Source organism: Arsenophonus apicola (genome assembly GCF_020268605.1).
Taxonomy (GTDB): Bacteria; Pseudomonadota; Gammaproteobacteria; order Enterobacterales; family Enterobacteriaceae; genus Arsenophonus; species Arsenophonus apicola.
This window is the reverse complement of record NZ_CP084222.1, coordinates 2,475,836-2,498,333: the sequence shown is the minus strand read 5'-3', so window position 1 is coordinate 2,498,333 and position 22,498 is coordinate 2,475,836. Positions and strand designations below refer to the sequence as shown.

General features: G+C 38.2%; 36 protein-coding genes and 1 pseudogene. 26 read left to right on the top strand and 11 right to left on the bottom strand.

What is annotated here, in order from left to right; genetic code table 11:
* Positions 1-19: 19 nt before the first annotated feature.
* The 4 genes and pseudogenes from LDL57_RS11915 to LDL57_RS11905 all read right to left on the bottom strand — a co-directional run.
* The gene (locus tag LDL57_RS11915) at positions 20-544 is read right to left on the bottom strand and encodes a beta clamp domain-containing protein (protein ID WP_225505799.1); all 525 of its coding nucleotides are present in this window, start codon (positions 542-544) and stop codon (positions 20-22) included.
* A gap of 10 nt (positions 545-554) precedes the next feature.
* Positions 555-896 (bottom strand): hypothetical protein, encoded by a 342-nt coding sequence (locus LDL57_RS11910; protein WP_225505797.1) that lies wholly within the window; start codon positions 894-896, stop codon positions 555-557.
* Positions 897-1,329: 433 nt separating this feature from the next.
* Complete coding sequence (locus tag LDL57_RS18360) at positions 1,330-1,452, bottom strand: hypothetical protein (RefSeq protein WP_510516330.1); 123 nt, start codon at positions 1,450-1,452, stop codon at positions 1,330-1,332.
* Positions 1,453-1,512: 60 nt separating this feature from the next.
* Positions 1,513-1,788, bottom strand: a pseudogene (locus tag LDL57_RS11905) (helix-turn-helix domain-containing protein); the annotation flags it as partial.
* A 101-nt stretch (positions 1,789-1,889) separates the two neighbouring features.
* On the opposite strand from LDL57_RS11905, the gene LDL57_RS11900 reads away from it, so the two are divergent.
* The gene (locus LDL57_RS11900) at positions 1,890-2,093 is read left to right on the top strand and encodes a Cro/CI family transcriptional regulator (protein ID WP_225505795.1); all 204 of its coding nucleotides are present in this window, start codon (positions 1,890-1,892) and stop codon (positions 2,091-2,093) included.
* 133 nt (positions 2,094-2,226) lie between these two features.
* Here LDL57_RS11900 and LDL57_RS11895 read toward each other — a convergent pair whose 3' ends face one another.
* The 5 genes from LDL57_RS11895 to LDL57_RS11875 all read right to left on the bottom strand — a co-directional run bounded on the left by LDL57_RS11895 (position 2,227) and on the right by LDL57_RS11875 (position 5,262).
* Positions 2,227-2,481 carry a hypothetical protein gene (locus tag LDL57_RS11895; RefSeq protein ID WP_225505793.1) on the bottom strand — a complete coding sequence of 85 codons (255 nt, stop codon included), beginning with the start codon at positions 2,479-2,481 and terminating at the stop codon, positions 2,227-2,229.
* Between the two features lie 34 nt (positions 2,482-2,515).
* Positions 2,516-2,830 (bottom strand): hypothetical protein, encoded by a 315-nt coding sequence (locus tag LDL57_RS11890; protein ID WP_225505791.1) that lies wholly within the window; start codon positions 2,828-2,830, stop codon positions 2,516-2,518.
* A gap of 560 nt (positions 2,831-3,390) precedes the next feature.
* Positions 3,391-3,831: a biopolymer transporter ExbB gene (locus LDL57_RS11885; RefSeq protein WP_225505783.1), complete on the bottom strand. Its 441-nt coding sequence runs from the start codon at positions 3,829-3,831 to the stop codon at positions 3,391-3,393.
* Between the two features lie 33 nt (positions 3,832-3,864).
* Positions 3,865-4,704 (bottom strand): RexA family antiphage protein, encoded by an 840-nt coding sequence (locus LDL57_RS11880; RefSeq protein ID WP_225505781.1) that lies wholly within the window; start codon positions 4,702-4,704, stop codon positions 3,865-3,867.
* 78 nt (positions 4,705-4,782) lie between these two features.
* Complete coding sequence (locus LDL57_RS11875) at positions 4,783-5,262, bottom strand: helix-turn-helix domain-containing protein (protein ID WP_225505779.1); 480 nt, start codon at positions 5,260-5,262, stop codon at positions 4,783-4,785.
* 97 nt (positions 5,263-5,359) lie between these two features.
* On the opposite strand from LDL57_RS11875, the gene LDL57_RS11870 reads away from it, so the two are divergent.
* From LDL57_RS11870 to LDL57_RS11840, 7 genes are all read left to right on the top strand, one after another.
* Complete coding sequence (locus LDL57_RS11870; RefSeq protein WP_225505778.1) at positions 5,360-5,560, top strand: Cro/CI family transcriptional regulator; 201 nt, start codon at positions 5,360-5,362, stop codon at positions 5,558-5,560.
* A 110-nt stretch (positions 5,561-5,670) separates the two neighbouring features.
* On the top strand, positions 5,671-6,009 hold the full coding sequence (locus LDL57_RS11865; protein ID WP_225505775.1) for a CII family transcriptional regulator: 339 nt from the start codon (positions 5,671-5,673) through the stop codon (positions 6,007-6,009).
* Between the two features lie 72 nt (positions 6,010-6,081).
* Entirely contained in the window at positions 6,082-6,255 is a 174-nt protein-coding gene (locus LDL57_RS11860; protein ID WP_225505773.1) for a hypothetical protein, read from the top strand.
* Complete coding sequence (locus LDL57_RS11855) at positions 6,248-6,994, top strand: helix-turn-helix domain-containing protein (protein ID WP_225505771.1); 747 nt, start codon at positions 6,248-6,250, stop codon at positions 6,992-6,994. Before LDL57_RS11860 ends, LDL57_RS11855 begins: the two co-directional genes overlap by 8 nt.
* A gap of 114 nt (positions 6,995-7,108) precedes the next feature.
* Complete coding sequence (locus LDL57_RS11850) at positions 7,109-8,998, top strand: bifunctional DNA primase/helicase (protein ID WP_370520673.1); 1,890 nt, start codon at positions 7,109-7,111, stop codon at positions 8,996-8,998.
* A gap of 39 nt (positions 8,999-9,037) precedes the next feature.
* Positions 9,038-9,283 (top strand): DUF1187 family protein, encoded by a 246-nt coding sequence (locus tag LDL57_RS11845; RefSeq protein ID WP_225505769.1) that lies wholly within the window; start codon positions 9,038-9,040, stop codon positions 9,281-9,283.
* Positions 9,267-9,479, top strand: coding sequence for a DUF551 domain-containing protein (locus LDL57_RS11840; protein ID WP_225505427.1), 213 nt, complete (start codon positions 9,267-9,269; stop codon positions 9,477-9,479). The genes LDL57_RS11845 and LDL57_RS11840 overlap by 17 nt, the downstream gene beginning before the upstream one ends.
* Before the next feature lie 22 nt (positions 9,480-9,501).
* Here LDL57_RS11840 and LDL57_RS11835 read toward each other — a convergent pair whose 3' ends face one another.
* The gene (locus tag LDL57_RS11835) at positions 9,502-9,786 is read right to left on the bottom strand and encodes a hypothetical protein (RefSeq protein ID WP_225505767.1); all 285 of its coding nucleotides are present in this window, start codon (positions 9,784-9,786) and stop codon (positions 9,502-9,504) included.
* Between LDL57_RS11835 and LDL57_RS11830 the strand changes: the two genes are divergently transcribed.
* From LDL57_RS11830 to LDL57_RS11815, 4 genes are all read left to right on the top strand, one after another.
* Positions 9,714-10,157 (top strand): recombination protein NinB, encoded by a 444-nt coding sequence (locus tag LDL57_RS11830; RefSeq protein WP_225507524.1) that lies wholly within the window; start codon positions 9,714-9,716, stop codon positions 10,155-10,157. The genes LDL57_RS11835 and LDL57_RS11830 overlap by 73 nt on opposite strands.
* On the top strand, positions 10,158-10,631 hold the full coding sequence (locus LDL57_RS11825) for a hypothetical protein (RefSeq protein ID WP_225505758.1): 474 nt from the start codon (positions 10,158-10,160) through the stop codon (positions 10,629-10,631).
* Positions 10,632-10,704: 73 nt separating this feature from the next.
* On the top strand, positions 10,705-11,082 hold the full coding sequence (locus tag LDL57_RS11820) for an antiterminator Q family protein (RefSeq protein ID WP_225505756.1): 378 nt from the start codon (positions 10,705-10,707) through the stop codon (positions 11,080-11,082).
* Positions 11,083-11,602: 520 nt separating this feature from the next.
* Positions 11,603-11,803, top strand: a complete 201-nt coding sequence (locus LDL57_RS11815; protein ID WP_225505754.1) for a hypothetical protein — start codon at positions 11,603-11,605, stop codon at positions 11,801-11,803.
* On the opposite strand, the gene LDL57_RS11810 is transcribed toward LDL57_RS11815, so the two are convergent.
* Positions 11,784-12,011, bottom strand: a complete 228-nt coding sequence (locus tag LDL57_RS11810; RefSeq protein WP_225505752.1) for a hypothetical protein — start codon at positions 12,009-12,011, stop codon at positions 11,784-11,786. The two genes, LDL57_RS11815 and LDL57_RS11810, sit on opposite strands and share 20 nt — an antisense overlap.
* Positions 12,012-12,176: 165 nt before the next feature.
* On the opposite strand from LDL57_RS11810, the gene LDL57_RS11805 reads away from it, so the two are divergent.
* The 14 genes from LDL57_RS11805 to LDL57_RS11740 all read left to right on the top strand — a co-directional run bounded on the left by LDL57_RS11805 (position 12,177) and on the right by LDL57_RS11740 (position 22,495).
* Positions 12,177-12,395 (top strand): phage holin family protein, encoded by a 219-nt coding sequence (locus LDL57_RS11805; RefSeq protein WP_225505750.1) that lies wholly within the window; start codon positions 12,177-12,179, stop codon positions 12,393-12,395.
* A complete protein-coding gene (locus LDL57_RS11800) occupies positions 12,355-12,855 on the top strand; it encodes a lysozyme (protein WP_225505748.1) in 501 nt (166 codons plus the stop codon). The genes LDL57_RS11805 and LDL57_RS11800 overlap by 41 nt, the downstream gene beginning before the upstream one ends.
* Positions 12,825-13,274: a lysis protein gene (locus LDL57_RS11795; RefSeq protein ID WP_225505746.1), complete on the top strand. Its 450-nt coding sequence runs from the start codon at positions 12,825-12,827 to the stop codon at positions 13,272-13,274. The genes LDL57_RS11800 and LDL57_RS11795 overlap by 31 nt, the downstream gene beginning before the upstream one ends.
* A gap of 397 nt (positions 13,275-13,671) precedes the next feature.
* Positions 13,672-14,235 carry a Rha family transcriptional regulator gene (locus LDL57_RS11790; RefSeq protein WP_225505744.1) on the top strand — a complete coding sequence of 188 codons (564 nt, stop codon included), beginning with the start codon at positions 13,672-13,674 and terminating at the stop codon, positions 14,233-14,235.
* Positions 14,232-14,435: a hypothetical protein gene (locus LDL57_RS11785; RefSeq protein WP_225505742.1), complete on the top strand. Its 204-nt coding sequence runs from the start codon at positions 14,232-14,234 to the stop codon at positions 14,433-14,435. Before LDL57_RS11790 ends, LDL57_RS11785 begins: the two co-directional genes overlap by 4 nt.
* A 17-nt stretch (positions 14,436-14,452) precedes the next feature.
* Positions 14,453-14,908: a hypothetical protein gene (locus LDL57_RS11780; protein ID WP_225505740.1), complete on the top strand. Its 456-nt coding sequence runs from the start codon at positions 14,453-14,455 to the stop codon at positions 14,906-14,908.
* 10 nt (positions 14,909-14,918) lie between these two features.
* Positions 14,919-15,218: an HNH endonuclease gene (locus LDL57_RS11775; RefSeq protein ID WP_225505738.1), complete on the top strand. Its 300-nt coding sequence runs from the start codon at positions 14,919-14,921 to the stop codon at positions 15,216-15,218.
* A gap of 125 nt (positions 15,219-15,343) precedes the next feature.
* Entirely contained in the window at positions 15,344-15,769 is a 426-nt protein-coding gene (locus LDL57_RS11770; RefSeq protein ID WP_225505736.1) for a terminase small subunit, read from the top strand.
* Positions 15,769-17,433: a terminase large subunit gene (locus LDL57_RS11765; protein WP_225507522.1), complete on the top strand. Its 1,665-nt coding sequence runs from the start codon at positions 15,769-15,771 to the stop codon at positions 17,431-17,433. Before LDL57_RS11770 ends, LDL57_RS11765 begins: the two co-directional genes overlap by 1 nt.
* Before the next feature lie 56 nt (positions 17,434-17,489).
* Positions 17,490-19,442 (top strand): phage major capsid protein, encoded by a 1,953-nt coding sequence (locus LDL57_RS11760; RefSeq protein WP_225505734.1) that lies wholly within the window; start codon positions 17,490-17,492, stop codon positions 19,440-19,442.
* Positions 19,443-19,494: 52 nt separating this feature from the next.
* Positions 19,495-19,833, top strand: coding sequence for a hypothetical protein (locus LDL57_RS17975; RefSeq protein ID WP_310740124.1), 339 nt, complete (start codon positions 19,495-19,497; stop codon positions 19,831-19,833).
* A gap of 75 nt (positions 19,834-19,908) precedes the next feature.
* Positions 19,909-21,255: a phage portal protein gene (locus tag LDL57_RS11750; protein ID WP_225505733.1), complete on the top strand. Its 1,347-nt coding sequence runs from the start codon at positions 19,909-19,911 to the stop codon at positions 21,253-21,255.
* Complete coding sequence (locus LDL57_RS11745; RefSeq protein WP_225505732.1) at positions 21,252-22,172, top strand: hypothetical protein; 921 nt, start codon at positions 21,252-21,254, stop codon at positions 22,170-22,172. Before LDL57_RS11750 ends, LDL57_RS11745 begins: the two co-directional genes overlap by 4 nt.
* On the top strand, positions 22,169-22,495 hold the full coding sequence (locus LDL57_RS11740) for a head-tail connector protein (RefSeq protein WP_225505730.1): 327 nt from the start codon (positions 22,169-22,171) through the stop codon (positions 22,493-22,495). The genes LDL57_RS11745 and LDL57_RS11740 overlap by 4 nt, the downstream gene beginning before the upstream one ends.
* Positions 22,496-22,498 lie beyond the last annotated feature (3 nt).

The window sequence follows — 22,498 nt, the reverse complement described above, 5'->3', positions numbered from 1 at the left end:
GGAAGATGTCAAACGGTAATTAGATCTTCATCGGCATGATGATTACGGATGTGTTTTTGTTTAACTCGACAATTGCGGCACTGTCATTACCGTTAGGTTTAATTTTTATTGATTTATATTTCGGGTTATAAATTTTTGCTACTTTCTCGATATCCGCAAGATAGCTGGCATTGAAGCCAATCTCTGAAACGGGCTTGCTTTCTTTAGGAATTACTCTGTTAATGTCAGGATATTTCCCTTCAATAACCTCACAGATTGCTGCACCAACGCGTAACCCGTCTTTATCAAGATAGGTCACAATTCCATATTGGGTATCAATCTGTGCCTTGTCAAAGCGAGTAAATTTTGCGCCTTTAATTGAAATTATCACGCTTTCATGTAGCGATTCAGTCTCATGCTCACCAATAAAAACTCGATAACCGTCAGCAGCATACAGCTTTTTTTCAGGGGCAAAACAAATGCCGTTTAGATAATATCTGATATCACATTTAGCCTGAAAAATCATTGCACTGAGAAGTGCTTTTTTATCGACCGTCAAAATCATTTTTATACCTTTAACAGTTAGCAGTGACTCCAAAGTTGGATTTAGGTTTACTGTGAAAACGTCTAGAAGTATACAAAGCTGCTATAGGCAAACAGCAGTTATTAAATGCGTCATAAACTTTAGTAGGACGAATTGATATTGCTTTTTCTACACGATTAATCACTTTTCTTTTTAGTGAAAGGATAGGGCGTTTAGTATTTGTTGGTGTTTGTTGCTGAGAGGGCTTGCTTCGATTTAAGGCTGCTTTCAGTGCCATATTAAGTGCTCTGTTATATTCATAAGCTGCTTGCCTGGATCTTCTACGCTCATTTCTACGACGACGAGCATTATCATAACCATGAAAGTTACACATATTACCTCCTGACAATAAGTTTTGGTGGTGTGTGATAGGGCTAACCAGTCAAATTTACAATCATGCAGGTATTACCCTGGTATTGGCATTAGAAGAATGACTTTATTTTGGTTATTTCACACACCCCAAAACCGACTGTTTGGGTGTTTTGTGGTTCGCTTTTTCAGCGAAAGGATGTTAAAGAGCGGTATTGCTTAACTGTCGTCACTTGCCTTCATGTTCGTACGCCTCAGGCTGGCTACTTAGCAACGTCTGGCAAAGTTTCAGATAACTCGGAGTATTGTCTGGCTTTTGCCTGTTGCAGTGAGTTGATGGAGATAAGTATCACTTTTTAAGATTTAAAAGTCAACACCGCAAGAGATTTATTTATGCAGAAGAAACCTAATTTATTGATTTTAAGATAATAAAATATATAAATTGGAGGGATAAAAAATTAACAAGCTTTCTTTTCTTTAACGGCTTTCATTTCTTCATAAAGCTGATCAAGTTCGTTTTTTCTCGAATTAATTTGACTTATAAATTTATCTTTTTCTTTTTGTGGTAACTCATTAAACATTTGCAATAAATTTTTTTCTTGTTGCGATAAATCATGGACTAAATTCATGTTTGGATCATTTACATCCACAGTTTGATACATCATCGCTATTTCTTTTGCAATAGATGGACTAAAGTCATTTACAGACACCCTTAATAATTTTGCAAGAGCAACAGCGTTGCGTGCATTAAGTGCATTAACACCATTTAGCAAAGAATTTACTGCACTTTGTACAATTCCAAGGTGATCAGCAACTACGGCCTGAGATAAACCTAATTCCTTCTTTTTCGCATTAAATAGCGCTTTTAATCGCTTAGCGTCAGCTAGCTGTTCTTGATTTAATGGTTTCTTTTTCATGTAAATAATTTTATCACCTAGAGGAATAACTTCAAACCTTTAGCGGTGTTGACAATAAAATCTCTTCAAGTGATAATAAAAGCAAGCCAAGGGAGATTTTAATGAAACGATTATCTTTACTTGAATATGTAAAACTGCATGGACAAGGAAAAACAGCTAAAGCGCTAGGTTTATACCAAAGTGGTATAAGTAAAGCGCTCCGTATGAGAAGAAGAATTACTGTTCTTATCCATGATGACGGGAAAATTGAAGCTGAGGAAGTAAAACCTTTTCCGTCAAGCAATATCAAGCAAAAAACGAACTAATTTACACCGCTCTTTAACAACCTGGCCTCCCTGAAATTGGGAGATTTTACATTCCCAGCCCATCGGGAGGGAATATTATTATCTAAAACTTATGGATTAAGTGTAGGATAAGATTGCTGCAAAGACTATCAAATCATCTTTTTTTTCCAAGTGATGGAAGTCCACCACTAAAAGGCTTTTTACCATCATGCTTTGTGATGTTTTTTAAAAGATAATGTTTAGTCTTATGATGAGTTTTAATCGGTTTTCCTAGCAAACTTCTACGAGCATCTCTAATTGCTATTAAATCTTGCTCAGATGCATCAGGGTGATAAGCATTGATATGTTTTGATGGATTTTTAACATTGAACTTTTTTCCACATATTGGACACTTTACAATGTAATTCATTGATTTTATCGTCCGCTTTCCGATGACTTAAATTTCATTTTGCACGTGCGGCGAGTATTTTCAATAAGTTTTTTGATGCCTTATTTGTATGATAAAGATAAGTATTCGGTAAACAACAGTTATCAAATGAAGGCTGAGGCTTTCTGTCTTTTAGATTGAGAGTGAGTGATGCAATGGTATTAACGGTGTCATCCTGCTTGTTGAATATGGAATCAAGGATTTGCTCTGTAGAACGTGGCTTAGGTTTCGCTTCGTATTCAGCGCGTTTTCTATCCCAGAATGCCATTTGTTTTGCCAGGCGACGGGATTTAGCATTGTCTTTTTTAGGTTTAAAGATAATGGTTGCCATTTTGTTTCTCCTAAATAAGTTTTAGTGGTGTGTGCCGGGATGCTTACGGTTTTTACTCACAGTCTGTTTATTCCCTGATGTAAAAACGAGATTTGACTGTTCTGTTATATTCACACACCCCAAAACTCACTTGGTGGGGTTGCTCTAACGCTTATTCAGAGCGGTGATTCCAATATGTTAAAGAGCGAATGACTTAGGTACTGATGAACTACACTTGCCTTCATGTTCATATGCCTCGGGCTGGCTACTTAGCAACGTTTGGCAAAGTTTCAGATAACTCGTGGTATTGTCTGGCGTTTGCCTGTTGCAGTGAGTTGATGGGGTGATATTACATTCGGTAATAAATAAAGTCAATACCGAAAATATTATAAATTCATTATTTCATTTTTATTGAATGATTTTAAAAGGATTATTTTTGTCAGCGATATAAAGAGATGGTTAAAACAAATAAGAAGAGTAAAGCTATGGAGAATATTAGGGTATGGGTTAGTTATGTTGATATTAGAGTGTATGTGAGGTAGAGGGTGGTGAGAGGGCGATAAAAACCCTCGGGCGGAGGGTTATTTTCTATTTGATAAATTATACAGCTGAAGTATCAATAAACATAAGTGCATAAATGAGGTTACAACCATGATTGCAGCCATTGATGGTAATGGTAATTCTTTAAAATTCGATATTAGAATTATACCCGCAAAAAACAATATTCCCAACTCTACAAAGGTAAGAGCATAGAGTGTTATTATTGGTAACATGTATCCGTATTGCTGCAATTTAATGAAGTTATTATTTTTTATCCCTAATAGAAATGTGAGTCCAACTATAAGTACCGCAATAAGAGCGCTTGAATAAGAACTAACTGTGGCACCAAGAACATCCCTGTGTAGGGAGAAAGATAGATTTGGTGTTAATGAATATTTAAACCAACAAAAAATTGGGAATGTAATTAAGTATGGGATTGAAAATAGAATTATAGCTGATGCTATTTTTATCAACTTGTTCATTAAATATTTCCCACTATGATATAATTTATACGGCTATAATTCACATTCTATCTTTCTAAAAGACTCAAGTATAGATGGTTTAAGTCTAATGTACGTAGCTAAAATTTCTTCAGCAATGTCAGCGTTAGAACTTTTCTTTATTATTTTAGCGCCAATGTGACCTTTACCATCTAAGTAATATTCTGTGAGTTTATCAGCTGCTGATTCTTTGCCTTTAATTTTTATGTCATCAATTTTATCATAGCTAGCTGCTAGAATTTCTTTTGTTAATTTTTGAATATTTTTACGATATTTAGGTTTGATGATTATTTCAATTTCATTCAATAGCACATCACTTACATTTTTAGCTCCAATACTTCTGAGGATGTTGTTAGTTAATGAGTTTTCTGATTCAATCCTCAAAGTCGTTCTGCCGATAAAATTCATATTTAATGCATCAACTTTAGTAATCCCTTGCATTAAAGGCTCAACTATTAGGCTTTCGTTAGGCTGTAGCAATTCTTTACTTTTTATAAAATCACAAAATTCTCGCGTTCTAGGGCTCCAATTTGTCGATACAAAACCTAAAATGCTATTTTCAATAAAAACAAAAGAAGAAAACCCTAGTATTTCATCATCAGCTAAACTTTCGCGGATATCGTTAATTGAATTATTTGTTTGGTTAATTTTTTTTATTAGCTCAGAATCATTTGTTTTAGTAAACAAAAAGGTTTGTGCATTTATAGGATGTAAGTATATATAGTCACTACCAGACTCAAGCGAATGAGAATTTTTATTTATTATTTTGTCATTGATCGCCTGAGTTAAATTAATTCTACTTGTTATATCAGTGATATCATTTTTTGCATAATAAGCCCAAAAACTAACCTTCATAGAGTGTCCTTTTGTATAAAAATCTAAATAGTCATGCCTGTTTAGATAAGTTTAATGGTTGTATTTCTAAAAAATGCATCACGATGCTCTTTTGGATTTTTTCTCTTTTTCTTTCATTTCTTTATAGATTCGTTCAAGATTAGCCCGAGTCTCAGCAATTTCTTCTAGATAATTTCTTTGTTCATCTTCTGTTAATGCATTGAACATATCTAAAAGCTTTTCTTCTGTTTTTGTTAATTTGGTATATGAATTATCAGGTATCATATAACTATGATCTGTTGGTAGCATTAATTTTGCTATTTCTTCTAACTCTAAAGCTATCGATGGGCTGATCTCATTTGGTTTTACTTTTAATAGTTTTGCAAATAGAGCTACAGTTTTTGCATTTAAAGGATTTACACCATTTAGATAATGACTAACCGCAGCCTGACCAATACCTAATTGATCTGCTATATCTTCTTGAGTGATGCAAAGTTCATTTTTTTTTAGCATGTAGATTGATTTCAATCTTTTTGCATCATCTAGCTGTTCTTTTGTCAAAGGTTTTTTCTTATTCATGCTCTTATTTTATTACCGTTGATCATATTATAGAAATACATTCGGTATTGACATGCGTTATTACCGAATGTAATAATATATCTAAAAGGAGATTCGGATGAACAAAATTACTATTGAGGATTATGTAAACCGACATGGACAAGAAACAACTGCTAAGGAACTTGGTATTACCCAAGGAGCCGTTAGCAGAGCATTGAAGCAACATCGGAAAATTTTTTTAAATTTCACTAAGAATGGAATTGAGGCAATAGAAATAAAACCTTTTCCATCAAATAGTAACAAGCAAAAATCGAACTAATTTACACCGCTCTTTAACAACTTGGCCTCCCTGAAATTGGGAGATTTATAAATTCCCAGCCCATCGGGAGGGAATACTATTATCTGAAACTTATGGAATTAATTATAGACATGGAAACCACAATTACACGCAAATCAAATGCAAAAAATATTGAAGCCAAAATACGCAATGGCATTCAGGCACATTCAGCAATAAGAATTGCTCACGCTATTGGCATAAATCCTTCTCAAATCACGAGATGGCAGTCAGAGGATGGAATAATTCCTAAGATGGCAAGACTGCTTGATTGCATAGGGTACGATTCACCGAAGCAGGATTTAGTCATAACAAATATCTCAGGTGAAGAGATACGCAAGCTGATAGATATGCTGGAACATTTGAGATTGCCAAAAAAAGAAGCTCCAGAGTTAAAAAACAATGGAGCCTGCAAACATCATATCCAACTTTAAGTTTGGGTTACCTTTCAAGGAGAAGGGAAACGCCAGTTTTCCCTTTTTTCTTTCAATTTCAGCGAGGTCATTATGGCAAATAAACGCCGATTTTACCAGTCAAATATTCATAAAAACATTATTAGAGAGAGAGTCAATCGCTCTTTCACAGAGTTAGCCGCCAAGAAGCTAAAAGCCGCATTAGAAAATGCAAATTTAAGGCTTAAACATCGCGAAGAATCCATTAGAGGTAATCAGTATGAGTAGAATAGCAACAAATTGGGTATGGAAAATTAATTTAAAAGCTTCTCAGAAGTTGTTATTACTAGCTCTAGCTGACAGAGCTGATGAACATCATTGTTGCTATCCCAGTATTCAGAGGCTATCAAATGATACTGGGTTAGATAGAAAAACTATTTGCCGACAAATTAACCAAATGATAGCTGAAGGGTTAATAATCGATACTGGAGAGAGAAAAGGAGCAACAAAACAAGTTAAAGTTTTACGGTTAAATATAACCGAAGAAGAGTACCAAAAACGGGATGATAAACAGTACCAAAATGGGAACAGTACCGAAATTGGTAACGATCCCAAAAACGGTACTTTGAACAGTACCAAAAACGGTACTTTGAAGGATCCCAAAAACGGTACTCAGAATCTATCAGTAGAACCTAACATAGAATCTAAAGATCTTAACACCCAAAAAACTGTTCAAAAAAAATCGATTGAAAAAATATCTCGTTATGCGTTTGAAGGTGAAGTGATTCGACTCAACCAAAAAGATTTTGAACAATGGGCGTCGATATTTTCAGATATTGATTTATTGCAGGAATTGAAACGGTTCGATGTTGAATTCAGCAAAGAAAAACCTAAAAACTGGTTTTCAGCACTGAGTGCAAAATTGAATTATCAAAACGAGACGGCACGCAAACGCAAGCAGCAAAGACAACCTATACCCAATCAATCAACAATGACCATCGCTAAAAACGGCTTGGTATTTTTCTAACAAAATCATCATGAAATCAATTATCAAATCAATACTCATCCGTGGGTACAACCACGGCTGGCTGAGCGCGGGCATTGTACAATACGGGTTTGACAAATTTAATCTGAGGGAAGCATGATTAGCATTACGGAATTATCTGAGAGGTTGTGGCTTGATGTTGTCAGAGTGGCTAAATATCTTTTACCTGAAGGCAAAAAAGAGGGGCACGAGTGGGTGGCTGGCTCTGTGCATGGTGAGCAGGGAAAAAGTTTAAAAGTTAATCTCTCTGGCAAAAAGGTCTGGTCAGATTTTGCAGAGGGAACAGGGGGCGATTTACTCGATTTGTGGGTTCAGGTCAGGGGCTGTAGTTTGCATCAGGCGATGGCGGAAGCAAAGCAGTTTCTAGGGATAGCGGATGAATCGGGTACATTTGAAGCAAAACGGAAAAAACAGTTTAAACGTCCACAACCCGCATCACTAAAAAAAACCGTCCGTAAACCACAAGACTGTTACGAATATCTTCAATCACGAGGCATAGGCCGAAAAACGGCGAAAGAATTTCAGGTCAGTGATGGGATTGTCTGGTCACCTGAAGATAACAGGGAATTACCCGCTATCGCGTTCCCTTACAAGCGAGATGGCGAGCTGATACAGGTTAAACGTATTAGCACAGCAAGACCTGATGGGAAGAAAGTTATTTCAGTTGAAGCGGATTGTGAACCGTGTTTGTTCGGCTGGCAAGCGCTACCCAAAGCAACCCGTGCAGTCATATTGTGCGAGGGTGAAATTGACTGCATGAGTTATCACCAATATGGGTTGAGTGCATTGTCGGTTCCTTTTGGCGGTGGCTGCGGAGCCAAACAACAGTGGATTGAATATGAATTTCACAACCTTGACCGCTTTACTGAAATCTGGTTGTCGATGGACAATGACGAAGTGGGACAACAGGCAGCCCTGGAAATCGCCCGTCGATTAGGAGAATATCGGTGTCGTTTAGTTAAACTGCCCCACAAGGACATCAACGAATGTTTACAGGCTGGTATGACGCAGCAGGAAATTGTACATTGCCTTGAAACAGCAGCTTATTTTGACCCAGAAGAACTCTGCACAGCGCGAGATTTTTATCAAAGCACGCTTGATGCATTTTACGGCAAAGAGGAATATTTGTTCAAAACACCTTGGGAGTCATTAAATCGGCATTTCAGTTATCGTGAATCTGAGTTAACGCTACTTAATGGAGTCAATGGGCACGGTAAGAGTGAAATTTTGGGGCATGTTCTGTGTGAAGCAATGCGTCAGGGAATGAGAGCCTGTGTTGCTTCGTTTGAGTTAAAACCCGCAACGTTTTTAAAGCGTCTGACCCGTCAGGCGACATGTGCTAAATTACCCTCACAATTAGAAATTGAGTCCGCTTTTAAGTTTTATGAAGATAGGCTCTGGTTATTTGGCTTAACAGGGACAGCGAAATCATCACGATTACTCGAAATATTTAAATATGCTAACCGCCGATATGGTATCAACCTGTTTATCATTGACAGCCTGATGAAGTGTGGGCTTGCAGATGATGATTACAACGGGCAAAAAGCCTTCATGGATGCACTATGTGATTTTAAAAACAAAACCTCATGCCACGTTATTCTAGTGACACACAGCCGTAAATCGGAAAGTGAGGAGAAACCCACAGGGAAAATGGACGTAAAAGGCTCAGGTTCAATCACCGACCTTGCCGATAACCTTTTCATTATTTGGCGAAATAAACGCAGAGAGCGAGCGCTACAGAAGCTAGAAGCCAGTCAACTATTAACTGAAAAAGAGCAGGAATATCTAAAAGAGCCAGCTTCCATATTGTGTTTAGAAAAACAGCGCAATGGTGAGGGGTGGGAAGGAAAAATCTCATTGTATCTGGATAAACAGGCGCATCAATTTTTAGCAGAAGAAAATACAAGCCCTTATAATTACATCGCCAACATGCCAAACAGTGATTATGACCAGGTTTGGATGAATAACAATGTATCTAGAGATTAAACTCAGCTTTAACATCTTCAAATAATCAGGACACCCCCAATGAAATACCAAATTGAAGCAACCCTTGTTAAGGATGGCGGCGAACCTGTGCATTGGCAGCGCTTTAGCGACAAAGCACTATCAGAAAAAGATTGCCTGAAAATGTTATCCCAGCCGTCCATGTTCAAAATGCAATTTAGCGAGATAGGTTACTACTGGACTGCTATCAATGTAAAAGCTGGAAAGCAAGCTCAAATCAAGTTGATAAATTTTATCTGTAAGGAGATTAATGATGGAGTGGATTAAATGTGAAGAACGATTGCCATTAGTAGACGAACTGGTTTTAATTTGTAAGCGTTGTAATGATGACTTTGAAATTGAAGTTGGCTGGCGAGAGAATGAGAATAGTACTTTCATTTATCATTGTAATAAAGATGAAAAATTAACTTTCGAGCCGGATTATTGGATGCCATTACCTGAGCCGCCTAAGGAAGACTGGTAATGCATGAAATAATTAACTTTATTTACAAAATTAGCATGAATATCTTTTGTTTTTTAGGTGTTGTGATATCAATGATAATGTTGACTATCAAAATTGACAACAGTACGTGGTTTATTGCTTCTTTGAGGCTCTTATCAATAGTGGCAGTCACATCATTAGCTATCACAATGGTATATATCCTTTCTTTCTTGTTTAACCATGTTTTCTTGAAATGAAAAAGAACAGGAGGTATATCTGGAAGACAAATTACTCTTACACGAATCAACGAAACAATCCGTCTGGCAAACCTTAAAAGCTGTTCTTGCAACAAACCAACCGCATCAACTTATTATCAAGCCCTTCAAGCAGACTCGAAGCCTATCGCAAAATGCACTTTTTCATTTGTGGACATCTGAGATAAGTAAATATCTGTGTGCAAATGACGCTAATTACACTCCAGAGCAGGTGAAGGAAATGCTGAAACATACATTCTTAGGCTATGAAGTGGTAGAGCGTATTGATGTAACCACACAGCAGCCAGAGCGTGTCAGAGCGCTCAGGAGGACATCAAAACTTGATACGGGTGAGATGCATGTCTTTATGCAAAAAGTGGAATGCTGGGCGATTGGCATAGGTTGTTTTGTGACGGTACCGGAAAGCTCGGAGTATATGAAATTAAAACAGGAACAAGAAAATTAAATGGCACTAAAAAGGGATAAATACGATGCCGTGTTCTCTGAATTAGTCCGCGAAAGAACAAACTGGATATGTGATTATTGCGGACGACATTTTCAGCATGAACGCGCTAAACTACACTGCTCACACTTCAAATCAAGGCGACATAAAGCCACCCGTTATCACCCCTGTAATAGTTTTTCGCACTGCCTGGGCTGTCATCGTAAGTTAGGCGAAGACCCTTACGAGTTTACCGCGCATGCAGAAATAACTTATGGTGAGATGACCATTGCCAAAATAGCGATGCTAGCAAATACCCCTGTAAGGCTCAAGGTGGGCGAAATGGATGAAATCTACCGTCAAATGAAACGTGAGCTAAAAAGAATGAAAACGATGCGACTTGATGGATTTACAGGGCGCATTGAGTTTTTCTTGCCGAATTGGTATCAGGCAGGCATTACCTTTCGGATGGGCGAAGAAAAAGCCCACACACATTAAACCACCATTAAACATTCAACGCAGGGCATTGAGACCATGCCTCTATTCATATTTTACTGCCGGAGGGGAATTAATGCGGGACATTCAGCAGGTATTAGCTCGCTGGGGAGCATGGGTCGCCGATAATAGAGAAGATGTGTACTGGTCACCTGTTGCAACAGGATTTAAAGGACTAATTCCGCTAAAAATAAAATCAAGACCCCAATGTTGCGAAGATGATGCCATGATTATTTCAAGTTGTATGGCTAAGTTAAACCAGAAAAATAGCGATATCCACGATTTACTCTTTGAATATTATGTGTTTGGAAAAACATTTATCCAATTAGCTTATGAACACCATTGCTCAGATACACATATAGGGAAAAAATTACAAAAAGCAGAAGGTGTGATTGAGGGAATGTTGATGATGTTGAATATAAAACTGGAAATGGATCCTGATGTGCAAAAATAGCCTAAAAATACTTTACGATCGTAAAAATACTGATATTGTGATAAGAGTGACAACAACGTCAGCTAACTTATGAACCTCGCATTTGCGGGGTTTTTTGTTGCCTTATTAACCAAATAATAATATCTTATCAACGCATTACTTTTTGTAAGTTCGCACGATCCATACGGTAAATAAGCCAGTAGTGCATAGCCCCATGTGAAAGCGTGGGGCTTTACACAGATCATAAAGTGAAATAAACTAAATACGTGATCACATGTAAAACCTTGTCGTTTTATCTTCTATCCCTGATAGTTGTCGCTATCAGGGATTCCTATATATAGTATTTAGTATTCAAAATATATACTATATGTCGTTATTATATTCTTGAGCAAAAAAAGATCAACGAAAAGATCGACTTACGAATTTTCACCCCTTGTTGATGGTGGGTTTTTTCGTTCCCGCCACCGCAAAAGACAGTTCAATAGCCTAAACGAGTAAGGCGGTTGGTTTCCTGTTCAATAGTTAAACATGAGGTTAAAGTATGAACGAACGTATAGAAGTATTAGAAAGTAGAATTGGTGAATTGGAAAAACAGTTCACAAAGATGAATAATGTGAACTGCTGTACTAAATCAGAGGATAGTGTGGATGCTATTTTTCAAAATGCTTTAGATTTAACGCATGTAAAAAATGCAACGTCTAATTTTAAAACAAATTGTAAAGTTACTTATCAACGAGTTTAAAATTGTCGAGCATATTTTTGACTACGCTATTTTCAACATGTGCAGATATTTCATTAACTATTTCTTTACGTTGAGTTTCTGGAAGTTTATAAAACAAATGAGTAATAATCATCTTTAACACGTTAACCTCATTAAGTAATGCTTCTGGAGAAGCGATGTTAGTTGTATAGTTCATTTCAACAAGCAAGTTTTTTGATATTTTTGACATTCTGTTTCCTCAATAGTTTTAGTGACTAAGCCATTAACCAAAATTAATAGCTGATAAATTTTACCAAATTGAAAATCTAAATGCTGAGCAAAATTAGGTCTCGGCACAAAGAAATCTTTCATCTCATCATTATTCAAAGCAATGGAACCCTCAATGGGAGGGTATATGCGTATGTTTGAAAAACACTCAACCCTCAATGCTTATTTGTCCGGCATCCTAACGACTTTGATGGGTTTTAGTATTGACCAATGGGTGGCGCTGATAGGGATAACCTGTACGGTTGCGACCTGCTTAGTCAACTGGTACTACAAATGGAAGGAGCTCAAGTTAAAAGAGCGTCACTATGAAGATACCGAAAAAAATATTGATGGCGACAGGCGGTAGCGCGTTGTTTTTGGCCTCAAGCATGATAACCCATTTCGAAGGGTTGAGACTTAAGCCCTATTTTGACGGTGGCGGTATTCTTTCTGTTTGCTACGGGCACACGGGTAACGATATTGAGCGTAATAGGACGTACACCAAAGCCGAATGTGACAAATGGCTTGATGACGATTTGAAAGCGGTTAAGCGTTATGTTGACCCGTTGATTAAGGTCAATATCAATACACTGACTCAGGCAGCCCTTTACTCATTCGCTTACAACGTGGGTGTGGGGAATTTTACTAAATCGACGTTACTCAAAAAGCTCAATGCCGATGACCGAAAAGGCGCATGTGATGAGATGAAGCGATGGGTTTATGTGAAAGGCGAAAAACGACACATTAAAGTGCAATCACGGGGCTTAATGACCCGTCGAGAAATAGAGAGTGTAATATGTTATGGCGACCTTACGCATTTATCGTAGTGATGATTGTTGGATTGGTTTTATCACTCGTTTTTCTCAACAGCCGTTACCGAGCCGTCAAGCAAAACTACCAAACGCTAAAACAGCAATATCAGGCTCAACTCGAAGCCGTGAAATTGCAGCAGCAGAAGATAGATGCCTTGCACCAACTCGATATTGAACACACCGAGGAACTCAATAATGCCAAAGCTGAAATTGCTAAGCTGCATGATGCTGTTCGTGCTGGTGCTAAGCGGTTGCGCGTCAACGCCGTGTGTCGTGCACCCAAAACCACTACCGCCCAGAGCCGATATGATGAAACCACCCCACAACTTAGCACAGCAGCTCGACAAGATTATTTCCATCTCAGAGAGATGATAGTCGAGAACGAAAAGCAGACGAAATATTTACAGCAGTACATCAAAACACAGTGTCAATAAAACCATTTAACTCATTGTTTTTATTACAAGAGGTCAAGTTGACCACCTGGGTCATTTCAGTACTAAACTCATTTTTATTTCTGTTATATAGCCTGTTAACTGACTTAATGAATAGCAACAAGTTCTGGCCCTGATACACCATGGGAAGATCCATCATTATTTACAACCACCGCAGGACAATTTTGTCCCGAACTTAATACTTGAACAAATTTTTTAAATCATTAGGGACTCCTTGGCGCTAAGGAGTCCTCTTATTTCAACGCGCCCTCACCGCGCATTAATCAAACACAGAACCTTACAGAAAGTCGAGCCTGAGAATTGCCGTTTAAAAATGGTGCTTTTTCTGTGGGCGGCTTTTCTGTGTGAGCAGGTTCGATTTTCTATAAGGAAAAGTACGATGAAAGCAGTAACAACTAAAAATGACAATTTTTTAGTAACAGAAATGCCAACAATGACCAGTCTGGAAATGGTGGATTACATTAATGCTGAACGTGAATCAAAAGCAAAAAGTCAAGGTTTGGCTTTTCCGTGTGAGAAATACAGACAATTACAACATCGAAGCTTTCTTACAAAAGTACCGAAAGTGTTAGGTGAGTACTCAGCAAAATTTTTTGCTCAGTACAAAGACAGCACGGGTCGTGACCTTCCTTGTTATCACTTCCCTAAGCGTGAAGCCTGTCTGATGGCAATGAGCTATAGCTATGAGTTACAAGCCAAAGTCTATGACTACATGACCGATTTAGAAGAAAATAAAGGATTAGCTTTTACTATTGAACAATTACAAAACATTGTGGCTACCGCCCGAAAAGCGTCTGATGAAGATTCGTCTGATGCAGGGAGAAGATTACGCAAGCGTCAAGATGATTTACCCATTCTTAAAAAAGCTGAAAAAACAGTAATGGAGTTATCTCAAATACCCCTTGATTTAATTGGTGGGGGTAGCAGGAGGATAGAAGGATGACCCCCGAACAATTCATCGAAATCAATGTCAAGGCCGAGTTAATGAAGCTCGGCTTTTCTTCATCGATAGCAGCAACAGCAACAAATGAAGCTATCCGGTACTACCGCAAACAGCCAGCAAGCAGACGAGGCAAGATGCTAGAAGATTGTCTCAATCAGGCTAAACGATGGGCGAAGAGTGCAGCTAAACATAAACATTAATTTGAAATAGGTGAGCTATGTCTGAAAAGAATGCACCAGAAATTATAGTAAGAATAAAGGCTGATGAGAGTGATTTCATTAAATTAGCAGATCGCTTGGAACGTATTGCTAATTTGATGAAACAAATGGGGTCAATTAACGAAGAGAAAACATATCCAGCCAGTTTGCAAATGGCAGTACAAGAGGCTAGTAATATTGGCGTTCGCGCAGCGCTTGAAAAAGTGAGAGATAATCAAATAAACGATGAAAAAGAGACATCGATAAAATTATCAAAACTGTTTATTAGGGGTGTGTTTAAAGGCTATGCGCTTACCGTTAAGGGAAAGATACTCGCTAATCTGGAATCGACGATTGTAGAGAGTAAACCGCATCAAATTCCACGCGTTACTGCATCTTTCATTGTAACCGATGAGATGATAATTGATGCTCCTGATATATATTTAAAAGATTACATTTGTCGGTCAGCAGATTAAGTGAACCGATATGAAACTTAATATGTTAAAACCAAGAGTGATGACATTAAATACCACAGCAATCAAACCTCATCACATAAGTAATCGCCGCATTACAGGTTATCAATTACAAAAACGCCGATTTGAAGTGTGGAAAGATAACCCACACTGTGCAGTGTGTGGTCGTCTTGTAGATTACCCATCAGGGTTTGAACTTGATCATGTCATCCCGCTATTTAAAGGCGGCGCAGATACAATAGATAACGTTCAAATTTTGTGCAATGGTGAGGATGGATGTCACAAAAACAAAACAAAAGAAGACATTAAGTAACGTCTTTCCTTATGCAAAGCAGGGGGGGAGGCAGAAAGGAAAAGCGCCCCACTTTTCGAAACCTCACGTCCACTCATTCACAGAAAAAATTTCATAATTAAAAATGTAAACTATGTGAAATTAATATGTTAACAACAAAAAAGAAGAAATTTGCTGAAGCAATCTATGCGGGCAAAAATCAGCAAGAAGCTGCAATTTGCGCTGGCTATAGTGAAAAAGCTGCAAAAACGAGAGGTAGCTTATTAGCTAGTGATCCATGCGTACTTAAATATCTAAGAATGCTAGAAGATGACGCAATCAATCCAACTGATACTACTACTTCTACAGATAAAAATATTGAAGATCCTATTTATGTAATGAAAACCATCATGCTAAAAAATATAAATAGTGATCCAAAGTTGGCATTAGATGCAGCTGCTAAATTAGCTCCTTATTTATATAAAAAATTGGGAGAGTCAGGGAAAAAACAGGAAAAATCAGAAAAAGCAAAGAATACAAACAGATTTTCACCTTTACCCACTCCAAAGTTAGTTGTAAATAATAAGAAATAATTATGGTTAATTGGTCAACAGCTTGTCATGATTGGGCAGATAGAATAAAGAGTGGGCAATCTATTATTCCACCCCCGATTTATCCTGATCAGGCTGAACAGGCATTAAATATTTTTAAACAACTCAAGATTGTTGATGCACCCGGTAGTCCAACATTTGGTGAATCCTGCGCTCAGTGGGTTTTTGATCTGGTTGCTGCTTTGTTTGGCTCTTACGATGTTAAAACAGGTCGTCGTCATATAACTGAAGTATTCATTTTAATCCCGAAAAAAAATTCAAAATCAACGCTAGCAGCTGGCATTATGATGACAGCATTACTTCTTAACTGGCGTCAGGCTGCTGGTTATACGATTATTGCGCCGACAGTTGAAGTGGCTAATAATGCATTTAATCCTGCAAGAGATATGGTTAGGCATGAAGATGAACTGGACGATTTACTTCAAGTTCAAACTCATATTCGAACGATTACGCATCGTAACTCTAATACTACGCTAAAAGTAGTTGCCGCAGATCCTAATACTGTTTCAGGTATAAAATCTGTTGGAACATTGATTGATGAATTGTGGTTGTTTGGTAAACAAGTTAATGCAGAAGACATGTTGCGAGAAGCGATAGGCGGGCTGGCTTCACGTCCTGAAGGATTTGTGATTTACACTACAACACAATCGAATGAACCTCCATCAGGTGTATTTAAACAGAAATTACAGTATGCGCGTGACGTTAGAGACGGAAAAATTGACGATCCGCATTTTCTGCCTGTCATCTTTGAACATCCACCTGAGATGGTAAAAAGTGGAGAACATTTACTAGCTGAAAATCTAGCAATGGTTAATCCTAATCTGGGTTATTCGGTTGATGAATCGTTTCTGTTTCGTGAATTTAGAAAAGCCAAAGAAAGTGGCGAAGCATCATTTCGTGGGTTTTTGGCTAAACATGCTAATGTAGAAATTGGATTGGCATTACGTTCAGATCGTTGGGCTGGGGCGGATTTTTGGGCACAACAGGCTGACGGGGTATTAACACTAGATACTTTACTAGAACGATCTGAGGTAGTAACCATTGGGATTGATGGTGGTGGTCTAGATGACTTGCTGGGATTGTCAGTTGTAGGTCGTTGCAAAGAAACCCGCAAATGGATGGCATGGTCATATGCCTGGGGACATACTTCCGTTATTGAACGACGTAAAAGTGAAGCATCTAAACTGCTTGATTTCGAAAAAGATGGTGATTTTACGTTAGTAAAACACGTTGGTGATGATACTCGCGCACTAGCTAATATTGTAGAACATGTTCATCAGTTAGGCTTGCTAGATAAAATCGGTGTCGATCCAGCAGGAATTGGCGGACTACTTGATGAAATCGTTCAGCGAGGAATTGATCAGGAAAGTATTGTCGGCATATCACAAGGTTGGCGTTTAGGTGGTGCAATTCAGACGACAGAACGAAAATTAGCGGAAAATGTGCTTATTCACGCTGAACAACCCCTTATGAACTGGTGTGTAAGTAATGCCCGCATTGAACCAAAAGGAAATGCAATATTAATCACAAAACAGGCCAGTGGCAGATCGAAGATTGACCCACTAATGGCGCTGTTTAATGCTGTTTCACTGATGGCATTGAATCCAGAACCTGCCAAAAAAGAATACAAAGTTTACTTTATCTAATTACATCTTATCACAATCAATAACCCCGCATAAGCGGGTTTTTTTATGGAGTCGTTATGCAAGAAAAACGTTCCTATAGTTTGCTGACGATCAAATCCGTTAATGAAGAAAAGCGAGAAATTCACGGTACAGCGACTACACCCTCGACTGACTCTGATGGAGATATCGTTAATCCAGACGGTGGAATATTTACACTGCCAATCCCTCTTCTGTGGCAACACAATCAAGATGAACCGATTGGCGAAGTAATAGAGGCAAAAGTTACGAAAAATGGCATTGAAGTCAAAGCAAAATTGATCAAAGTGTCATCACCATCACGGTTAGCAGCAAGACTTGAAGAAGCCTGGGAGTCGATAAAATCAGGTCTGGTAAAAGGACTTTCGATTGGATTTAAACCACTTGAATATGCTTTTATCGACGACGGCGGAGTTCATTTCACGAAATGGCGGTGGTTTGAACTCTCTGCTGTGACAATTCCGGCCAATTCAGACTGTAGCATTCAAACCGTAAAATCACTATTCAAATCGCCTGCCGCGTTCGGCAAAAGGCAAACAACTTTAATCAAATCAAAAACATTTACAGCTGGCGTTTCAGCATCAATAACTAAAAAGGATAATCAGATGACTATCGCTGAACAAATAAAATCATTTGAAGCGAAACGGGCAGCTAATGATGCAGCGCGTTTAGATATTATGAATAAAGCAGCCGAAGAAGGCCGCACACTTGACGAAGAAGAGTCAGAAAACTACGACAATTTAACGTCTGAAATTAAATCTGTCGATGCACATTTATCAAGACTACGTGAAATGCAAGATACGCAGATTAAAACTGCAAAACCAGTTGATAATACTCAAAAATCAATCTTAGACGCCGCGCGTAGTCGTTCCGGCATTGTTAAAGCCGATGAAAAACTCGCGCCAGGTATTGAATTTGCCCGCTATGTGAAATGTTTAGCTTCTGCTAAAGGTAACGTAGTTCAAGCGCTTGAAATTGCAAAATCGCAATATCCAGAGCAACCAAGGATTCAAAATGTTTTAAAAGCCGCTGTTAGTGCAGGTACAACAACTAACCCTGAGTGGGCTGGTGCGCTAGTTGAATATCAAAATTTTGCTGGTGATTTCATCGAATTTTTACGACCCAAAACCATCATTGGACAATTCGGCACAGGAATTATCCCATCTTTATTTAATGTTCCTTTCAATGTTCGTATTCCTGGCCAGATTAGCGGGGGTGACGGATATTGGGTTGGTGAAGCATCGCCTAAGCCATTAACTAAAGTCGATTTTAAATCAATTACGTTAGGTTTTGCTAAAGTCGCTAATATTGCAGTATTAACAGATGAACTTGTTAGATTTAGCACCCCTTCAGCTGACCTGTTAGTACGAAATGCTTTAGCTGCTGCCATTATTGAACGTATTGATATTGATTTTATTAATCCTACAAAAGCAGAAGTTGCAGGTGTATCACCCGCCTCTATCACAAATGATGTCACTGCAATTAAGTCAACGGGTAATCCTGAAGCCGATGTTGAATTGCTTTTTGAAAAATTTATTGAGAAAAATCTTTCACCAACCAATGGTGTATGGCTAATGTCATCAATGACAGCACTAGCACTATCTAAGATGAAAAATCCACTTGGTCAGAAAATGTATCCTGAATTGACATTGCTAGGTGGCACTTTCCAAGGATTACCAGCTATTGTCTCTCAATATGTTGGCACCAATCTGATTCTAGTGAACGCCTCAGATATTTACCTGGCTGACGATGGTCAAGTAGTTATCGAAGCCAGCCGTGAAGCCTCGTTGGAGATGGAAAGCGAACCTACCAACAATAGCAAAACCGGTAAGGGTGCCTCCCTTGTTTCAATGTTTCAGACAAACAGTGTAGCAATCCGAGCAGAACGCTTTATCAACTGGCGTAAGCGTCGAGCTGAAGCAGTTGCCTACGTTTCTGACGTCAATTACAAAACCCCAGTAGATGGCAAACCCGATCCTGACCCAAAGTCATAACCGCCGATAGTACGAAAATTAGGGCGGATAGTACAAAGAGGAGAGTTAACTAATGGCTGATATTAAAAAAATTAATATTGGAGCTAAACCTGATGATGGCACAGGAGACCCAATCCGTGATGCTTTTGGCAAAGTAAATGATAACTTTGAAACACTCAATGCGGAAACTGGAAAAGGTGAAAAAGGGGATCCTGGTGAGCAAGGACCACAAGGTCCAGCTGGACCTAAAGGTGATACTGGCCCAGCAGGAAAAGATGGCGCTCCTGGTGCAAAAGGTGAAAAGGGAGACAAAGGCGATCCTGGTAAGGACGTTGCACCCGGGAAGGATTTGTCAACTGAGCTTGCAGCATTGACCGAACGGGTTAAAGCATTAGAAGACGCTAAACCATAAGTCAACGTTTCTGGTAATAAATAAAGCTAAATGACAAGGCGCTAAATGCGCCTTTTTATTAAAAATGGATAATTTATGCCCGTTTTCAAAAAATTAGGCGGATTTTTGCGTCGGTCATTTTCAGGAAGCAGATTGGGAATGGGCGGCTGGTTTCCGTTAACGATTAGAGAGCCTTATGCTGGTGCCTGGCAACAAAATGTCGAGCTAAGCAGAGAAGATATACTCGCTTATCACCCTATTTTTGCGTGTATCACGCTTATTGCTTCTGATATTTCAAAATTGCCATTGCTGTTGAAAAAACGGGATAGTAACGGTATTTGGATAGATACAGATGATAAAAATATCGCTGTCATCAAAAAACCAAACTCACTACAAACACGCAATCAATTTTTTGAAAACTGGCTTAATTCAAAGCTTTCAAGTGGTAACACCTACGTTTTTAAAAGAAGAAATACAAAAGGAAAAGTTTCTTCACTTCATATTCTTGACCCAAACAGAATAACTCCTCTTGTTAGTGATGATGGAGAAATATTTTATCAAGTATCTGTTGATAATGTATCTGGTATTAAAGAATCAGTAACAGCACCTGCCACTGAAATTATTCATGATCGCTTTAACTGTCTTTATCATCCCTTGGTCGGATTGCCACCGATTTATGCTTGTGCGATGGCAGCCTCACAAGGTACGGCAATTATGAAAAATGCTACCCGTTTGTTTGTTAACGGTGGAAAACCAGGTGGAATTATTGAGATACCAGGAAAACTTTCAGAAGATGCAGTACGCGAGATAAAAGAAGCCTGGGAAAGTGGTTACGGAGGCGAAAACGCAGGAAAAACAGCAGTTTTAACAGAAAGTGCAAAATATAATCCAGCATCGGCAAGCCCGGCAGATTCTCAATTAGTTGAACAACTTGGATTAACAGCAGAAATATGCTGTTCAGTATTTCATGTACCTTTGTACAAAATTGGCCTTGGCCAAGTTCCTTCTTATAACAATGTTGAAGCATTAGACCAACAATACTATTCACAGTGTTTGCAATCACATATTGAGGCAATCGAAGTATTGTTAGCCGAAGGATTAGAGCTACCAGAGAAACACAAAATTGAGTTTGATCTAGATGCGCTATTGAGGATGGATACATCAACCAGATTTAAGTCTTACAACGAAGGTGTAAAAGGTGGTTGGTTGTCACCGAATGAAGTCCGTAAAAAAGAAAACTTACTAGCAGTGGAAGGAGGAGAAACGCCATATTTGCAGCAACAAAACTACAGTTTATCCGCTCTTTCCCGCCGAGATAATATGCCGATTGAACCAACTGAAACTACACCAATTCAGGAAACAGTTAATAATGATAATGAAGATTTAACAGATAGTGAAAAATGGGCATATCAATCAATCCTTAAAGGAATTATCACACGATGAATAAACGAGATATGTCGTTATTACAATTGATCGGAGCAACGATCAAACAAGAATTGATTAAACAAGAAAATGATTTCGTCAATAAAATAAATGCTATTAAAGAAAGTTTTGAAACAAAAATTTCAGAACTACAAAAACAAAATACTATCGATAAACAGTTATTAGAAGAAAAAGCAAAACAGCAACCAGAAATTAGTTTGCGAGATATTGAACAGTTAATAAATACAAAAATCGCTGATTTAGCTAAATTACTTCCTGCTCAAAAGATACCGGATATCGATGCTTTAATTACTGATGCTATCAGTAAACTACCTCCACCGAAAGATGGCAAAAGTGTCAGTCTTGATGATGTAAGAAGTGTGATAACTGAGGAAGTTAAAAAACATGTTGCGGATATACCCACACCAAAAGATGGCGAAGATGCTGATCCGGATATTGTCGCTAAAAAACTACTTGAATTAATGCCTAAGCCTAAAGACGGGCAAGATGGTAGAGACGCATTAGATATTGAAATTTTACCAGATATTGATGAATCAAAAAATTATCCACGTGGGACATTTGCAACACATCGTGGTGGTATCTGGCGAGCTTTTCAGAAAACAACCGGTATGCATGGTTGGGAATGCGTAATTAATGGGCATTATGCAGAAAATAGGGAAATGAAAGATGCCAGGACATTAGTTATTCGATCTGAAATGGCTGACGGTCAGGTTAATACCAGTGAATATACTATTCCAACAATGATTTATTGCGGTGTCTATTCTTCTGAAAAAGAATATCAAAAAGGTGATGTGACTACTTGGGGTGGTTCACTCTGGCATTGCAATGAACAGACCAAAGATAAGCCTGGCGAACATAATTCAAAAGGTTGGACGCTGATTGTTAAACGTGGCCGTGATGGAAAGGATAGAGCATGATAGAGATTGTGACATTAGCAGAAGTTAAATCCCACTTAAGGATTGACCATGATGTTTTAGACGCTGATTTGCAAAATAAAATTGCCAGTTCTAGTGCGGCAATCTTGGATTTTATCGATTATTGGGTACAAAAAAATGATAACGATGAAGTAAAAATAAAGGATTCCCAGGACTTTAATCGTGTGAAAAGTGCTGTCCTTATTTTGATTGGTATTCTTTATCGTGATCCTGATGGTGCAGACAAAGGTTTATACCCGAAAGGAGAGTTGCCATATCCAGTGGTTTCTCTCATTAATTCACTACACAAACCAGTAATTATTTGAGGT

Bases quoted from the DNA above. Each gene is read 5' to 3' on its own strand.
- LDL57_RS11865 (WP_225505775.1), top strand. From the start codon at position 5,671: ATGGAAACCACAATTACACGCAAATCAAATGCAAAAAATATTGAAGCC.
- LDL57_RS11850 (WP_370520673.1), top strand. From the start codon at position 7,109: ATGATTAGCATTACGGAATTATCTGAGAGGTTGTGGCTTGATGTTGTC.
- LDL57_RS11840 (WP_225505427.1), top strand. From the start codon at position 9,267: ATGATGGAGTGGATTAAATGTGAAGAACGATTGCCATTAGTAGACGAA.
- LDL57_RS11845 (WP_225505769.1), top strand. From the start codon at position 9,038: ATGAAATACCAAATTGAAGCAACCCTTGTTAAGGATGGCGGCGAACCT.
- LDL57_RS11795 (WP_225505746.1), top strand. From the start codon at position 12,825: ATGTTATGGCGACCTTACGCATTTATCGTAGTGATGATTGTTGGATTG.
- LDL57_RS11860 (WP_225505773.1), top strand. From the start codon at position 6,082: ATGGCAAATAAACGCCGATTTTACCAGTCAAATATTCATAAAAACATT.
- LDL57_RS11820 (WP_225505756.1), top strand. From the start codon at position 10,705: ATGCGGGACATTCAGCAGGTATTAGCTCGCTGGGGAGCATGGGTCGCC.
- LDL57_RS11855 (WP_225505771.1), top strand. From the start codon at position 6,248: ATGAGTAGAATAGCAACAAATTGGGTATGGAAAATTAATTTAAAAGCT.
- LDL57_RS11745 (WP_225505732.1), top strand. From the start codon at position 21,252: ATGAATAAACGAGATATGTCGTTATTACAATTGATCGGAGCAACGATC.
- LDL57_RS11805 (WP_225505750.1), top strand. From the start codon at position 12,177: ATGCGTATGTTTGAAAAACACTCAACCCTCAATGCTTATTTGTCCGGC.
- LDL57_RS17975 (WP_310740124.1), top strand. From the start codon at position 19,495: ATGGCTGATATTAAAAAAATTAATATTGGAGCTAAACCTGATGATGGC.
- LDL57_RS11810 (WP_225505752.1), bottom strand. From the start codon at position 12,011: ATGTCAAAAATATCAAAAAACTTGCTTGTTGAAATGAACTATACAACT.
- LDL57_RS11740 (WP_225505730.1), top strand. From the start codon at position 22,169: ATGATAGAGATTGTGACATTAGCAGAAGTTAAATCCCACTTAAGGATT.
- LDL57_RS11750 (WP_225505733.1), top strand. From the start codon at position 19,909: ATGCCCGTTTTCAAAAAATTAGGCGGATTTTTGCGTCGGTCATTTTCA.
- LDL57_RS11910 (WP_225505797.1), bottom strand. From the start codon at position 896: ATGTGTAACTTTCATGGTTATGATAATGCTCGTCGTCGTAGAAATGAG.
- LDL57_RS11885 (WP_225505783.1), bottom strand. From the start codon at position 3,831: ATGAACAAGTTGATAAAAATAGCATCAGCTATAATTCTATTTTCAATC.
- LDL57_RS11785 (WP_225505742.1), top strand. From the start codon at position 14,232: ATGACCCCCGAACAATTCATCGAAATCAATGTCAAGGCCGAGTTAATG.
- LDL57_RS11790 (WP_225505744.1), top strand. From the start codon at position 13,672: ATGAAAGCAGTAACAACTAAAAATGACAATTTTTTAGTAACAGAAATG.
- LDL57_RS11915 (WP_225505799.1), bottom strand. From the start codon at position 544: ATGATTTTGACGGTCGATAAAAAAGCACTTCTCAGTGCAATGATTTTT.
- LDL57_RS11815 (WP_225505754.1), top strand. From the start codon at position 11,603: ATGAACGAACGTATAGAAGTATTAGAAAGTAGAATTGGTGAATTGGAA.
- LDL57_RS11900 (WP_225505795.1), top strand. From the start codon at position 1,890: ATGAAACGATTATCTTTACTTGAATATGTAAAACTGCATGGACAAGGA.
- LDL57_RS11880 (WP_225505781.1), bottom strand. From the start codon at position 4,704: ATGAAGGTTAGTTTTTGGGCTTATTATGCAAAAAATGATATCACTGAT.
- LDL57_RS18360 (WP_510516330.1), bottom strand. From the start codon at position 1,452: ATGTTTAATGAGTTACCACAAAAAGAAAAAGATAAATTTATAAGTCAA.
- LDL57_RS11775 (WP_225505738.1), top strand. From the start codon at position 14,919: ATGAAACTTAATATGTTAAAACCAAGAGTGATGACATTAAATACCACA.
- LDL57_RS11825 (WP_225505758.1), top strand. From the start codon at position 10,158: ATGGCACTAAAAAGGGATAAATACGATGCCGTGTTCTCTGAATTAGTC.
- LDL57_RS11890 (WP_225505791.1), bottom strand. From the start codon at position 2,830: ATGGCAACCATTATCTTTAAACCTAAAAAAGACAATGCTAAATCCCGT.
- LDL57_RS11760 (WP_225505734.1), top strand. From the start codon at position 17,490: ATGCAAGAAAAACGTTCCTATAGTTTGCTGACGATCAAATCCGTTAAT.
- LDL57_RS11770 (WP_225505736.1), top strand. From the start codon at position 15,344: ATGTTAACAACAAAAAAGAAGAAATTTGCTGAAGCAATCTATGCGGGC.
- LDL57_RS11895 (WP_225505793.1), bottom strand. From the start codon at position 2,481: ATGAATTACATTGTAAAGTGTCCAATATGTGGAAAAAAGTTCAATGTT.
- LDL57_RS11780 (WP_225505740.1), top strand. From the start codon at position 14,453: ATGTCTGAAAAGAATGCACCAGAAATTATAGTAAGAATAAAGGCTGAT.
- LDL57_RS11870 (WP_225505778.1), top strand. From the start codon at position 5,360: ATGAACAAAATTACTATTGAGGATTATGTAAACCGACATGGACAAGAA.
- LDL57_RS11875 (WP_225505779.1), bottom strand. From the start codon at position 5,262: ATGAATAAGAAAAAACCTTTGACAAAAGAACAGCTAGATGATGCAAAA.
- LDL57_RS11800 (WP_225505748.1), top strand. From the start codon at position 12,355: ATGAAGATACCGAAAAAAATATTGATGGCGACAGGCGGTAGCGCGTTG.